Genomic DNA, 13,523 nt, shown 5'->3' on the forward strand with positions numbered 1-13,523 from the left:
AGAGTTAAAGGCATTAAAAAAAATCAAATATCCTTCCACATCTTCCTAAACTAAAAGAAAAAGCATCTATAACCTTATTCCAGGCCAGTCGATCTTGATAAGATAAGAGCTAAACTTAGCGAATCCAGGTAAATTCATTCCTAAAACTCCTCCAGCATCAAGCAAAAGCATACCCTTCCTCGCTGCTGCTCCAACATCGCTGCTACATCACAATACATACCATCATATAGTACTATACGGCATTAAGGATGCGCACACTATATATATACTACAGAATCTTAGACAGGCTTATTTTTTCGGTCCCTGGAAATAGACTCGTACCTGTTCATAAGCACCAGGTATTCCTTTTCCAAACTGTTGAAAGCTTTCCGCGGCAATCTGTCTTCAGGCTTTAACTTCATTTGCAGCCCGTATTGTTCTTTTACTTGCTCAAATCGAAGATTTGTTCCCAGATCCTCTACAGGATTTTCTTCACATTTTCTACTACCAGGCTTCTCCCAGGTACCATTCAGGTTGCCCACATATAAGGTATCCGACACTGAAGTATGATTTGCAGCACTTAAAAACAGATATACTTCCATAGATGACTCCAGCTTATCCTCGTTTACAGGTAAGAAAGCAGTCCCAATTCCCCTTTTAGAAAAATTCAATTCGATTATTTGGGCTTTCCTTTCTGGAAGATATACTGCCAACTGTAAACAATCGTCATATAGTTCTCCCTTTTCATATTGGACCAAAGGATTCCAACTGATTTGTAAACCTCCTTCTACCTTTTTCATACCTACACTTTCAGGGTTCGTTAGACTGCCCTTACTGAGTTGTACTTTAGCATAATCAATGCTGACGTTCGGATATTCCCCCTTCAATGCATTTTTCTTATTGTAGGAAATGGCAAGATTATGTTGATTTCTAATCGTTCCACGCGCTTCCAGTTCAAAACCATTGTTCAGATATTCTTTAAAATGTCCCAGAAAATGCGTCACTACCGCCATAGACTCGTGGTTAGCCTTTTGTTTCAGACTAGGTTTCCCTGGTTTACCGATGGATCTCTGAACAGGTTGACCTCTTAACATATAATACACCACTCTACCTAGCTTACCGCTTGGCCAGCCATGTATGCCATTTCTTGAAATTGCCATAATTTTAAAATTTAAGTTTTTTACTCCAGGCAAATTGGACATAATAGTCCGAGAAAACAACAAACTACAAACAATTCAAGAATTACGTAAAACACAGGCATACAACTACTTTAAAGGTCGTTTTAAGCTAAAAAACACCGCAGACAGTTATCCAAAAAAAGCATAGACAGATGAGCAGGAGAAAGGTGTGACATCAAATAGGAAGAATTACACCTTGCAACTCAATGGAATTGAACGAGCCTGGAGATAATAAGCTAAAACAGATTGGTAGGAAATTCATTGGGAACTGTGGTTATATCAAAAAGGATGAGTAAACTTTGAAAAGGCATAGACCGGGCATAAGACCGGCGGAGGCCCCATCAACTCCGATTCAAAACCAGCTCAAAACCCTATTATCTACAAGCACTCTCACCAGTTTTCCAGCACTTTTACACTGCAAGAATCTAACATCTAATAAAAAAGGGTTCATGCGCTTCGCATGAACCCTTAAATAGAAATCCTTAAATTAATATCCCTGGTTTATTGATTTTTGATGACCTGTAATGCAGCACCATTTAAAGTCACAGTTGCTACATCTGACAAATTATACCTCGTCTTTACGATTTTAGGATTGTTCAACACCAGTCTGCTTGCTCCTGGTATTTCAAAATCTGCAAATTCAATCTGATTAGCCGAATCCAGGTCGAGCACAGCAAGATCACCTCCCAGGCCTACCATCGCTTTTAAGGTGTTGAGCACTACTTTATTCATGGATACCGCTGTTCCTGAGCCTATCTCCAGCTCAAGACTTCCAGCTTTAATACCTTTCAAATTCACACCTCCTCCATATCTTTTTCCATCTGTCACCTCAGTTTTATCTAAGAAGAAAGCCTTCGTATTCAACTTGGTTAAGTTATTTACCACCAAGACAATATCATCTTCACCAATGCTCCTGGAGGTTTTTCTGGCTTCATCTGTCAGACCAATCGTTAAATCATTTCCCTCTTGTTTTAATACCAGCCGGTCTTTGATTCTATTCCTAATCCAGATTCCTTCTTTCTGTCCAGGTTCTACTACAATTGCCATTAAATTGGCTGCAGTTACCTTCAATGTTTCAATATTCTTAATTTCTGTAAACTCGCTTTCATGAAAGCGGTTTTTATATTCACCAGCTTGATAAGCGGCCTTTAAAGAGAAGTTATAGGTAGTTAACATCCCTAAAGTGACGATAATAGCGGCAATGATCAACATGTTACTTGTTTTCATGTATGTATAATTTTATGGTTGATGGTCTCAGTTCTATTAATCCTGTTGGTAATGTGCTGCTTTAAACTGCTCGAACCTTTCTTCAATCTCCTTCATACTGATGTCCAGCAGATAAATGTTTTTGAAAAATTCAGGAAGTGCATTCCCAAGAAAACGTTCTTTACTATATTCCTTTATTTTCATTTCTGCATCTGCAGCGATAAAGAAACCGATTCCACGTTTGTTGACAATCACTTCTTTATTCTGCAGAAATTCATAAGCCCTGAGCACTGTATTGGGATTAACCTGTAGTTCTACTGCCAAATCCCTGACCGATGGAATCTTCTGATCCAAAGGCCATTTACCCAGCACGATGTGTTCTCCGACATAAGCTGCAATCTGCAGATATATCGCTTCATTCTCCCTAAATTCCATTTTACACCTGTTTTTCTTTCAATTTAAAATAAGTTCCTATCCATAAGATCAGGGTAAATGTGTAAGCCATTCCCTGAATAATCGGTCTAACAGATGATTGTGCCTGAATGTTAAAATAGCTTTCTCCTTCTTTAATGCGCAATTCGCCTAAAGGTACAACCTTATCTAAATCCACTCCTAAAATTGTAGTTGCTAAAGGATGGTTGATCAGAATAAGCAGCAGACAGATGAGCGAAACCAAGCTTGCTGTTTTTATAAAGTGTAATTTTTCAAAAGATACCGCACCAAGAAAAGCCATACTATGAATCATGGAGAAAGTAACCAGCGCCATGCCATAAGGAGTATCGGGGTTTTGTAAGTCCAGCAAGGTTATTTTCCCAGTCATTCCAGAATTCTGCAAGTTCAAAACCACAAGATCTACCGCATAGAAACTCAGTAAAAAAATCAATTGGTAAATTACAAAAGAGTACAGCCAGGCCACCAAATACTTCTCGAAATGCGATGCTGGTAAGGTCATCATTGCAATTGACTTCCTGCTATTGCCCAGGTCCGAGAAAACCATACTCGTAAAGATCGATCCAGCGCCTATAATGAAAAAGAAGAAAATGGCATACTGACTTTTAATGCCCAGGTTACCACCACTTAAATAAGAAGTGAAACCTAGTACGGTGGCCAATAAGGCCAATAGTACCGTTACAGATAAAAGATAAGTTTTAAAATATTCCTGACTATGCTTAATGAAAAGCTGTGAAAATCTCCGGAGACTAAATATATTGTTCATGAGGCGTATTTTAGTTTAAATGGTTTGTAACTGATTTATGATCACTAATGATTGCACTAAAAAGGAGTTCCATATCCACTTTACTGAAAGCTTCTTTCACATTGATGCTCATGGTATTCAAACCTATTCTGTGTGCTTCTTCATAGATAATCGTCTCCTTGTCTACTGGCGCTGTACTGCTAAAATGAATTTTTTCAGCAATTTCATCGAGGCTTCTGTTCAATACAATCTCTTGTTCATGAACGATCAATAGGCTATCAATCAGGCTATCCAAATCTCTGATCTGATGGGTAGAAATGATGATACAGCGTTCCTCTGATAATGCTGCTGCAATGATCTTCCTGAATTTCGTTTTAGAAGGAATGTCTAAACCATTGGTTGGCTCATCCATAATTAGCAGCGTGGTATTTGTTGCCAGACCAAAAGCAATCATTACTTTTTTCTGTTGGCCAAAAGAAAGCTTGTTCAATACACTGCTATGTGGCACATCAAATTCGGACAGCATCCGGTAATAATAGGCTTCATCAAATTTAGGGTAGAAATGGCCTGTACTTTGGGCAAATTGAATTGCTGTGGTTCCTGGCAGATAAATTTCTTCAGGAATAAAAAACAGTTCCTGAAGAAAACCTGGTAAACGGTCTGCTGCGCGATAGCCTTTAAGTTTACAAAGTCCTTCCTGTGGGAATACCAAACCAGCAAGGTTTTTAAGCAATGTGGATTTACCTGCTCCGTTTTTTCCAAGGAGCCCGTAGATATGGCCCATTTGAAGTTTTAGATTGAGATTTTTAAATAACAGTTTCTTTTTGCTGTATCCAAAAGTCAGGTTAGAGATTTCTATCATAGCGTTAAAGTTTAGTGTACTAGCTAACTAGTACACTGTAAATCTAGAGAATAATTTGAGTTATTCAAATTATTTATGTGAAAAAATTTTTACGGTGATGAAAACCGGGCATTTAGGTATATTTAACTTGATTTCAAACAAAAGGGCACAAATTATTAAACCTATGACCAACAAAAACAGCGGAATTTCCTCATTTTTACAAAATAAGTCAGCACATAGTATTGCGCTATTCGAAGGGTTGCTTGGCTCATTTCAGGAGATTGGCGATGTAAATCTACATGCTGCCAAAACGATGATTTCCATTTCTAACCGGGTAAACTTTGCTTATGTCATTCAAATAGGCAAAGACTTTATAGATGTGGTGCTCCCATTTAAGCAAGGCTATGAGGATAATTATTGCTTCCGAAAAATCAAAAAGGTACCTGCAGGTGATGATTACAATCATCACCTGCGGATATATCAATTGGAAGATCTGAATGAAGAAGTTCGAACTTTCCTAAAAATGGCTTATGAAAAAGGGAGATAAGCTCCCCTAAGGAAGGATATTAAATTCTTCTTTTAATTTAATGTCTTCGGAGGAATGGCCGATCATCACGCGGAATTTACCGGGTTCTACCCTCCAGTTCATGTCCTTATCAAGAATAGACAAGTCGTCTGGATTGAGCACAAAACGGACGATTTTTTGTTCTCCTGGCAGCAATCCTATTCTTTCAAAACCCCGCAAATCGGAGTCATAAGTAGTTACACTGCTCACCATATCTTTCAGGTACAGCTGTACGACATCATCACCTTTACGTCTTCCTATGTTTTTTACATCTACTGTTACTTCAATTACAGATCCCGCTTGCTGCGTGCTTTGCTTCACTTTAAGGTTAGTATATTCGAAATTGGTATAGCTTAAGCCATAACCAAAAGGATACAAAGCACCATTAACGCTGGTTTTACCGTATCCATTATTACCACTGCTCGGTTGTCCGGCTTGAGATGCAGGTTTAAAAGGAAAGTTGTATTCCAGCTGGCCAATGGATTTAGGAAAAGTAATGGGCAATTTACCTCCCGGATTATAGTCGCCGAACAAAGTTTCTGCAATGATATTTCCACTTTGCGGACCAGGAAACCAGGCTTCCAATATGGCGGGCAGATTTTTATTTTCCCAATTGATGGTGAGTGGCTGTCCATTGATCATCACCATCACGACTGGTTTACCGGTGGCATGCAGGGCCATTAACAACTGTAATTGTCTGCCGGGAAGGTTCAATCCGGTACGGCTCAGACTTTCTCCCACACGCTTTTCATCTTCTCCTACTACTGCAATGATCACATCCGATAACTTCGCTTCTGCCACTGCGGCATCTATACCTGCTTGTTCTTCGGCAGTTAATGGCGTTGGAATGATCTCACTTTCCGGCCAGGTTGGGTCGATAATTTCGCAGCCTTTCACATAATTCACCCTTGCTGCAGTACCCACATATTTTTTCAGCCCGTCAAGCACAGAGGTAATCGGATTATTTGAAGGACCATATCTGCTGGTCGTATAATTTTGTTCTGCGGCTAACGGTCCAGTTACCATGATTTTCTTCACATTTTTCAATGTTAAAGGCAATAGGTTTCCTTCATTTTTTAGTAGAACCAATGATTCCCTGCTCAGCTGTGCGGAAAACGCTTCATCTTCTACGGTATGTACCAATTTGTCTGAGCCTTTGGTATCCTGCACATAAGGCTGGTCAAAAAGACCTAATCTGAATTTAACGCGCAGCACATTTCCTACCCGCTCGTCGATCGTTTTCATGGACACACGACCTTCTTTGATCAATGCTCTTAAAGGCATGATGTATTCTTCAGGCATGGTAAAATTGGTCCGCACATCCAGACCTGCTTCTACTGCTTGCTTTACGGCACCTTTATAATCGTCCACCACGTGATGCTTAGAATAAATGTATTCTACGGCTTCGCTATCAGAAACGATATACCCTTTAAAACCATATTTTTCTCTCAGTAATTCCGTCAGGAAATAATGACTTCCGGTAATGGGAACACCATCATAATCGTTATAGCTGCTCATTACCCCCATTGGGGCGGCTTCCTGCAGGACTCTTCTGAATGGATATAGATGAATCTGGTGTAATTCACGAAGTGCCACATGAGGATCGGTACGCGCATGTCCATCTCTGCCACCTTTAGGGATACTGTAGACTGCAAAGTGCTTTAAAGTAGCAGCCACGCCATTTTCCTGGATTCCTAACACCATTTGTTTACCGAGTTCGGCGATATGATAAGGATTTTCACCATAGCATTCTACCACTCTACCCCATCGCTGGTCTCTTGCCGGATCCAGAATCGGCGCATAGACATTGGTGTATCCCAGCGCTTTTGCTTCTCTTCCTACAATTGAACCGGCTTGTCGCACCATGGCTTTATTCCAGGTACTCCCGATATTGATGGGTGCGGGTAATGGGGTGGCCCGATCATGGCATAATCCATGGATGGCTTCATTGGTAAAATCTACTGGAATCCCCATCCTGGTTTCTTCGATAAACCATTTTTGAAGGGTATTTATCGCATCTGCATGCCTGCTAAAGGGGTAAGAATATTTCGTTTCGGCCTTTTTATTATAGGCGAGACTGTTTAAAGCTTCGTCAATATTAGCTATGCCGTCTTTCCAGACCTTTGTTTTCCATTCGGCAGTTGGCATTTCATCTTTTAATACCCTTCCATAGCCATATAGTGTGGCCATCTGACAGGTTTTCTCTTCCACATTCATTTGGGAAAGCAGGTCGGCCACCCGCTTTTCAATATCCTGAGCAGGGTCTTCGAAGATGTCCTTCTTCCCGTTTTTATTAAAGTCAATCCAGTTTTTCCTGTAAATGTTTTGATGTTGGGCATAGGACACACTCTGTAAGGACAAGAGTGCAGCGGCAACAATCAGCGTCTTTTTCATCATCATTGGCAAGGGCTATACTTGGTTGTAAATCCGACTAAATTAGCAGAATTAATCGATTTGTTACTGGCTAAACGATCAACTATATTGGCAATACAGAAACCAGAGGAAACCAGCATTTGTCTCATTTACTTGTTTTTATTCCCTCCGGAAAGGTGAGGTTCCAATTGCGGTAATATTTTTTGGATCATGATCCTGATTAACTGTTAAAAATCAGGAGAAATACGTATATTTAATCCGCTTTACCGCATTGGCGGATGCTTTTAAGGAATCTCATTTGTTAAATTATGTTAAGGGTTTGACAGGATGAATCGCTTTACATAGCTTAGCGTCCTATTATTTTTAATTGACGTTATCGTATTATTAACTTATCTTTGCAGAATGTTTAAAATTAAACACGTATTACTATTAAGTTTCACCATTATAGCCCTGACTATCGCGGGTTGCAAAAGCCAGTTTGAAAAGATCAGATTGAGCAATGATGTAGCCAAAAAATATCAGGAGGCCATGAAGCTCTACAACAAGAAGAATTATTCGAAAGCGATTATTCTTTTTGAAGACCTTTCACAGAAATACAGAGGTAGAGCGGAAGCAGAGGACTTGAACTACTACTACGCCCTAACCCTTTACAAATTAAGAGATTACACCACTGCAAGATACCAATTTAAATCATTTGCGGATACTTATCCGACCAGTAAATATGCAGAAGAATGCAGGTATCTGGGCGCTTACTGTTACTACTTGGAGTCGCCAAAATCTTCTTTAGATCAGGCAAATACGAGGGCAGCAATTGACGCTTTACAGCTGTTCATCAACTTTTATCCAAGAAGTGAGCGTGTAGCGGATGCGACAAAATACATTGCCATTTTACGTGGAAAGTTAGAGACGAAAGCTTATGACAATGCCAGATTATATTTTGATTTAGGCGGCTATGACATCAGCAACTATAAATCAGCGGTGATCGCATTAAAGAATGCGCAGATTGATTATCCTGATATTAAATATGCAGAGGAAATGGACTTATTGATCGTAAAATCTCAATACAACTATGCAAAAAACAGTATTGAAATCCGTCAGGAAGACCGTTACAATGAAGCGATTACTTATGCAAATGAGTTTATAGAATCGCATCCAGAGAGTAAATTACTAGATGCAGCCAAGTCTTTAAAAGAAGACAGTGAGGCTGGTATCGAGCACGCAAAACGCGTTATTGCTGAATTCCAAAAGAATCAGGAAAAATATAAAGCCATGTTGGCGAAAGAAGCTAAGGCGGATAGTACCAATAATACAATTAAAACCCCCATCAAATAATGAACACGAATAAACCTGCTGTACCGAATACTACGGTTACTAGAAATGTTAATGATTTAGATCAGAAAACTGAGAATATCTATGAGTCTTTAGTAATTATTTCTAAAAGGGCTAATCAGATTTCTAACAACATTAAAGAAGAGTTACACGGTAAATTAGCTGAGTTTGCTTCTTCAAATGACAACCTGGAAGAGATCTTTGAAAACAGGGAACAAATCGAAATCAGTAAGCATTATGAGCGTATGCCTAAGCCTAGCTTAATTGCTATTGATGAGTTTCTTAATGACAAAATTTACTACAGAAACCCTGCTAAAGAGCAGCAATAAGATCAGGCATAGGTATTCCACTGCATTCATGCATTAAAAAACTATGCTAGAAAATAAAAATATAATTCTTGGCGTTTGCGGCAGCATTGCAGCATATAAATCAGCGATACTGGTCAGGTTACTGGTAAAGGCTGGCGCAAACGTTAAAGTTATCCTTACAGCCGATGCGGCGAATTTCATTACTCCGCTCACCCTGGCTACCCTTTCAAAAAACCCTGTATATACGCAATACTTCGATGCCGAAACCGGTGTATGGAGCAACCATGTGGAGTTGGGCCTTTGGGCTGATTTCATGATAGTTGCACCAGCAAGTGCGAATACTTTGGCTAAAATGGCTACAGGAATCTGTGACAACCTTTTATCTGCCGTATACTTATCTGCCAAATGCCCTGTTTTTGTTGCTCCGGCAATGGATCTGGATATGTGGAAACATGAAAGTACGCAGCAGAATATAGGAAAGCTGCTTTCTTATGGAAATCAGGTGATCCCTCCTGGTGATGGGGAACTGGCAAGCGGCTTATATGGCGCTGGTAGAATGGCTGAACCAGAAGATATTCTTTCCTTTTTAAATGAGGCTGCGAAAAAAGGACTTCCTTTATTGGGTAAAAAAGTGCTGGTTACTGCCGGTCCTACTTATGAAGCCATTGATCCGGTTCGTTTTATTGGCAACCATTCTTCCGGGAAAATGGGATTTGCCATTGCGGATGTATTTGCTTCTTTGGGTGCGACTGTTACACTGATCACCGGGCCTACTGCTGAAAAAACCAACAGTACCTTAAAAAGGATAGATGTGGTGAGTGCGGCTGATATGCTGTCGGCCTGCAAAAATGCTTTTCCTCAAACGGATATTATGGTGATGAGCGCCGCTGTAGCAGATTATACTCCGGTGACTGCCGCAGATCAGAAGATCAAGAAAAATAGTGCAGAATTTAGTCTGGAGCTTAAAAAGACCACAGATATTCTGGCTACTCTCGGACAAGTCAAATCTGCAGATCAGATTTTAGTAGGCTTCGCCTTAGAGACTGAGAACGAAGAGGCTTATGCCAAAGGAAAACTCAGCAAGAAAAACCTGGACCTGATTGTCCTCAATTCCCTGAACGACAAAGGTGCTGGATTTAAAGTGAATACCAATAAAATCACTATATTTAATAAAGCAGGTGAAAAAACCGTTTTTGAAACCAAATCGAAGACGGAAGTGGCAAAGGATATTTGCAATGAAATACTAAAACTGGTTCATTAATGAAAAAGCGTTCTCTCCTCTTCTTTATTGTTTTTCTTTTTAGTCAGGCTGCAGTTCATGCTCAGGAGCTGAATGTACGGGTTACGGTGACTGCTCCTACTGTTCCGAATGTGAATAAGCGGAACGTAGAGATCCTCCAAAATACCATCAGAGACTTTTTAAACAATAATAAGTGGACGAATGAGACTTACCTGCCAAATGAGCGGATAGAGACTAATTTCGTGATTACAGTAACGGCCTGGGATGGCGGCTCCGGCTATAAAGCAGAAGCACAAATCCAATCCAGCAGACCGGTTTATGGCAGCGCTTACAACAGCACCATTCTAAACATCAGCGATAAAGATTTTGATTTCAATTATAATGAAGGGTCGGCACTTGATTACTCAGACCTGAACTTCATTTCCAACTTAAGTTCTTTATTAGGTTTCTATGCGCATACCATTATTGGACTTGATAAAGATAGTTTTAGCTACCTAGGTGGCAGCCCCTATTTTATTAAGGCACAAAACACCTTAAATCTGGCACAAGCATCCGGCAACAATGGATGGAAGGCCTCAGATGGCTTAAGAAACCGTTACTGGCTAAACCAGAACCTACTCGACAATAGTTTTGAAGAGCTGAGGGGTTTTATCTTTAACTATCATTTTAATGGCCTGGACAGGCTGCAGCAAGACCAGGACAAGGGCACAAAAAAGATCATTACCTATCTTTCCAGCCTCACAAAAATGGACCGTCAAAAAATAGGGTCCATCTTTCCAAACGTTTATTTTTCTACTAAGGCAGATGAGTTGGTGAGCGTCCTTTCCCTTGGCAATCCTCAGGAAAGAATCGCTGCTTATCAGCTGCTCTCAGAAATCGATCCTGCAAACCTCAACAAATACGAGGGCTTAAAGCCGGCTAAACAAGGCCTATAACACCTATACAAAGGAGCTAACAGCGCTTACAATAACGCAGTTAATAGCCTACTCAACAGGTATTTAGTACAATTTCTCATTTTTTTTATAGAATTATTTTGTTTCTACGAATAGATTCGTACATTTGATTACGAAACAATTCGTACATCAAAAGATATGAACCCATCTACCCCCCTTAAACCTACCGAAAGCGAATTAGAGATCTTACAGATATTGTGGGAAAAAGGCCATTGTACCGTAAGAGAGGTACATGAGATATTGGAGCAGAACAAAGAAGCGGGATACACGACCACTTTAAAGCTCATGCAGATCATGGCGGAAAAGGGTTTAGTGATTCGTGACACCTCTTCAAAAACACATATCTATCGGGCATTGGTGAATCAGGAGAAAACCCAGCAGCATCTGGTGAGTAAAATGATCGACAATGTTTTTAATGGCTCCGCCGCACGTTTGGTCATGCAGGCTTTAGGAAACCATTCTGCGAGTAAAGATGAAATCGATTCTATTAAAAAATACCTGGACAACCTAAGCGACAAATAACATTATGGAAGCAATTGTAAATAACCTGATCAAAGCAACCGGCTGGAGCATCTTTCACTCTTTATGGCAAGGAGCCATCATTTATGGCCTGTTATTCCTCATCGTCATTTCCTTTCCAAAGCTGAGTTCGGCAAGGAAACACAACCTGGCTTATGCTGCGTTATGCCTGATCTTTGTTTGCTTTTGCATCACCTTTTTTTCCATATTCAAATTGCCTCAGGCCAATGGAACTCAGCAGGGAGCAGAACTTCAAATCAGCGCTGCCTATTATGAATATCTAAATAACATTCCTCAAAATATCAGCAGTAAGGCAGAACAGCTTTTTCCTTATCTGGTGAGTATTTATGGTGTCGGACTGCTTTTTCAGCTGTTTATTCTTTTAGCTGGTTATCAGAAAATGCAGCAGCTAAAAAACTCCGTTCATCTGGCTGTTCCAGCAGCCTGGAACACCGCATTTGAGGAGATGCGCGGGAAGTTAAACCTGAAACAAACGATTGGGTTTTACCTTTCTGAGCAGGTAAATGTGCCCTTGGTATTGGGGTATTTTAAACCTATTGTTTTGTTTCCAATTTCCCTGGCCACACAATTGGACCTGAAACAAGTGGAAGCCATTTTAATCCATGAGCTTTCCCATATCCGCAGAAATGATTACCTCTTAAACCTTATTAAAACCGGTATAGAAACCATTTTATTTTTTAATCCTTTCATCTGGCTTAGCGGCAGGTTCATCAACATCGAGAGAGAGCATGCCTGTGATGACCTGGTGGTACAGCTGACCGGGACGCCGGTAACCTATGCCCATGCCTTGCTTAAGCTGGAGATTCTGAAAGACAAGTCTGCCCCTGCCCTTTCTATGGCAGCGACAGGCAAAAATCAACATTTGTATCAACGTATAAAAAGAATTACAGACATGAAAACGAACTATATGAATGCAAAGCAGCAGTTCTTTGCCATCACACTAACAATTGTTACCGTAATTTCTTTGGCATGGGTGAAGCCTTCTAAGGCAGAAGCGGTAAGTACGACGACCAGCAATGCTACCCATGAAATGGAAATCGCCGGTGTGGGGTTGAAATTCAAAAAACAGGAAATTCAAGCTTTGAAAGCTGCTCAGGAAAAAACAAGCTGGCCAGCTGACACGACCAAAAAGAAAAAAACGCAGCGTGTGGTGATTAAGCAGAACACCGATGGCCATCAAACCTATTATTATCCTGACAGTTCAGGGAACACCATTTATATGGCAGATAGTGCCACCAAGGCAAGTCTAGCTTTCTTATCTTCTCCGGAGTGGAAGAAACAACAGGCAGAAATCATGCTCAATGCAGAAGAAATCAAAAAGCGCTTTAGTACTGTAGATTGGAAGAAACAACAACTTAATATTCAAAAGAATGCTGAGAACATCAGAAAACAGTTTGATTCTCCAGCATGGAAAAAACAGCAGCAAGCGCTGATTGCTAATGCAGAGGCCATGAGAAAGAAATTTGATTCACCTCAATGGAAGCAGCAGCAGGAAGACATGCTGAAAACATCGGAAGAACTGAGAAAGCATTTTGATTCTCCGGAATGGAAACAGCAGCAAGAGGAAATCGCTAAAAATGCCCAGGAGATGGCTAAAAAATTCGACACGCCGGAATGGAGAAAACAGCAGGAAGAAATCGGCAAGCAAGCTGAAAAAGCTGCTGCTTATTACAATTCCTCTGAATTTAAGGCGAAAGTAGCCGCCGAAAAAGCATTTCAAAGTTCTGCAGAATACAAGGAACTTCGCAAAAAATATGAGCAGGAAGTAGAAGCTTTAAAAAAGAAAAAAGAAGCTGAATCGAAGAAAACCTGGTAA

13 protein-coding genes are annotated in these 13,523 nt (G+C 40.3%); 7 read left to right on the plus strand and 6 right to left on the minus strand.

Going from position 1 to position 13,523, the window contains the following annotated elements; translation table 11 throughout:
* Positions 1-278: 278 nt before the first annotated feature.
* From AQ505_RS22070 to AQ505_RS22090, 5 genes are all read right to left on the minus strand, one after another.
* Complete coding sequence (locus AQ505_RS22070; protein ID WP_157262513.1) at positions 279-1,139, minus strand: DUF6266 family protein; 861 nt, start codon at positions 1,137-1,139, stop codon at positions 279-281.
* 519 nt (positions 1,140-1,658) lie between these two features.
* Complete coding sequence (locus AQ505_RS22075; RefSeq protein ID WP_157262515.1) at positions 1,659-2,384, minus strand: hypothetical protein; 726 nt, start codon at positions 2,382-2,384, stop codon at positions 1,659-1,661.
* A 36-nt stretch (positions 2,385-2,420) separates the two neighbouring features.
* A complete protein-coding gene (locus tag AQ505_RS22080) occupies positions 2,421-2,798 on the minus strand; it encodes a GntR family transcriptional regulator (protein ID WP_062550168.1) in 378 nt (125 codons plus the stop codon).
* A gap of 1 nt (position 2,799) precedes the next feature.
* Positions 2,800-3,579: a hypothetical protein gene (locus tag AQ505_RS22085; RefSeq protein ID WP_062550169.1), complete on the minus strand. Its 780-nt coding sequence runs from the start codon at positions 3,577-3,579 to the stop codon at positions 2,800-2,802.
* A gap of 10 nt (positions 3,580-3,589) precedes the next feature.
* Positions 3,590-4,420 carry an ABC transporter ATP-binding protein gene (locus AQ505_RS22090; protein WP_062550170.1) on the minus strand — a complete coding sequence of 277 codons (831 nt, stop codon included), beginning with the start codon at positions 4,418-4,420 and terminating at the stop codon, positions 3,590-3,592.
* Between the two features lie 163 nt (positions 4,421-4,583).
* Between AQ505_RS22090 and AQ505_RS22095 the strand changes: the two genes are divergently transcribed.
* Positions 4,584-4,946, plus strand: a complete 363-nt coding sequence (locus AQ505_RS22095; RefSeq protein ID WP_157262517.1) for a DUF5655 domain-containing protein — start codon at positions 4,584-4,586, stop codon at positions 4,944-4,946.
* Positions 4,947-4,952: 6 nt separating this feature from the next.
* Here the strand turns inward: AQ505_RS22095 and AQ505_RS22100 are convergent, their stop codons facing one another.
* Positions 4,953-7,364 (minus strand): glycoside hydrolase family 3 N-terminal domain-containing protein, encoded by a 2,412-nt coding sequence (locus tag AQ505_RS22100; protein WP_197286254.1) that lies wholly within the window; start codon positions 7,362-7,364, stop codon positions 4,953-4,955.
* A gap of 375 nt (positions 7,365-7,739) precedes the next feature.
* Between AQ505_RS22100 and AQ505_RS22105 the strand changes: the two genes are divergently transcribed.
* From AQ505_RS22105 to AQ505_RS22130, 6 genes are all read left to right on the plus strand, one after another.
* Positions 7,740-8,669 (plus strand): outer membrane protein assembly factor BamD, encoded by a 930-nt coding sequence (locus AQ505_RS22105; protein ID WP_062550172.1) that lies wholly within the window; start codon positions 7,740-7,742, stop codon positions 8,667-8,669.
* Positions 8,669-8,995, plus strand: coding sequence for a DNA-directed RNA polymerase subunit omega (locus AQ505_RS22110; RefSeq protein WP_062550173.1), 327 nt, complete (start codon positions 8,669-8,671; stop codon positions 8,993-8,995). Before AQ505_RS22105 ends, AQ505_RS22110 begins: the two co-directional genes overlap by 1 nt.
* Positions 8,996-9,038: 43 nt before the next feature.
* On the plus strand, positions 9,039-10,235 hold the full coding sequence (gene coaBC / locus AQ505_RS22115; protein ID WP_062550174.1) for a bifunctional phosphopantothenoylcysteine decarboxylase/phosphopantothenate--cysteine ligase CoaBC: 1,197 nt from the start codon (positions 9,039-9,041) through the stop codon (positions 10,233-10,235).
* On the plus strand, positions 10,235-11,149 hold the full coding sequence (locus AQ505_RS22120; RefSeq protein ID WP_062550175.1) for a type IX secretion system protein PorD: 915 nt from the start codon (positions 10,235-10,237) through the stop codon (positions 11,147-11,149). Before coaBC ends, AQ505_RS22120 begins: the two co-directional genes overlap by 1 nt.
* Before the next feature lie 156 nt (positions 11,150-11,305).
* Positions 11,306-11,689: a BlaI/MecI/CopY family transcriptional regulator gene (locus AQ505_RS22125; RefSeq protein WP_062550176.1), complete on the plus strand. Its 384-nt coding sequence runs from the start codon at positions 11,306-11,308 to the stop codon at positions 11,687-11,689.
* A 4-nt stretch (positions 11,690-11,693) separates the two neighbouring features.
* A complete protein-coding gene (locus AQ505_RS22130) occupies positions 11,694-13,523 on the plus strand; it encodes a M56 family metallopeptidase (protein ID WP_062550177.1) in 1,830 nt (609 codons plus the stop codon).

The sequence above is a fragment of the Pedobacter sp. PACM 27299 genome (assembly GCF_001412655.1).
In the GTDB taxonomy this organism is placed as follows: Bacteria; Bacteroidota; Bacteroidia; order Sphingobacteriales; family Sphingobacteriaceae; genus Pedobacter.

Excerpts from the sequence above, each read along its gene's own strand:
- AQ505_RS22110 (WP_062550173.1), top strand. The coding sequence starts at position 8,669 with ATGAACACGAATAAACCTGCTGTACCGAATACTACGGTTACTAGAAAT.
- AQ505_RS22090 (WP_062550170.1), bottom strand. The coding sequence starts at position 4,420 with ATGATAGAAATCTCTAACCTGACTTTTGGATACAGCAAAAAGAAACTG.
- AQ505_RS22075 (WP_157262515.1), bottom strand. The coding sequence starts at position 2,384 with ATGAAAACAAGTAACATGTTGATCATTGCCGCTATTATCGTCACTTTA.
- AQ505_RS22100 (WP_197286254.1), bottom strand. The coding sequence starts at position 7,364 with ATGATGATGAAAAAGACGCTGATTGTTGCCGCTGCACTCTTGTCCTTA.
- coaBC (WP_062550174.1), top strand. The coding sequence starts at position 9,039 with ATGCTAGAAAATAAAAATATAATTCTTGGCGTTTGCGGCAGCATTGCA.
- AQ505_RS22080 (WP_062550168.1), bottom strand. The coding sequence starts at position 2,798 with ATGGAATTTAGGGAGAATGAAGCGATATATCTGCAGATTGCAGCTTAT.
- AQ505_RS22095 (WP_157262517.1), top strand. The coding sequence starts at position 4,584 with ATGACCAACAAAAACAGCGGAATTTCCTCATTTTTACAAAATAAGTCA.
- AQ505_RS22120 (WP_062550175.1), top strand. The coding sequence starts at position 10,235 with ATGAAAAAGCGTTCTCTCCTCTTCTTTATTGTTTTTCTTTTTAGTCAG.
- AQ505_RS22105 (WP_062550172.1), top strand. The coding sequence starts at position 7,740 with ATGTTTAAAATTAAACACGTATTACTATTAAGTTTCACCATTATAGCC.
- AQ505_RS22130 (WP_062550177.1), top strand. The coding sequence starts at position 11,694 with ATGGAAGCAATTGTAAATAACCTGATCAAAGCAACCGGCTGGAGCATC.
- AQ505_RS22085 (WP_062550169.1), bottom strand. The coding sequence starts at position 3,579 with ATGAACAATATATTTAGTCTCCGGAGATTTTCACAGCTTTTCATTAAG.
- AQ505_RS22070 (WP_157262513.1), bottom strand. The coding sequence starts at position 1,139 with ATGGCAATTTCAAGAAATGGCATACATGGCTGGCCAAGCGGTAAGCTA.
- AQ505_RS22125 (WP_062550176.1), top strand. The coding sequence starts at position 11,306 with ATGAACCCATCTACCCCCCTTAAACCTACCGAAAGCGAATTAGAGATC.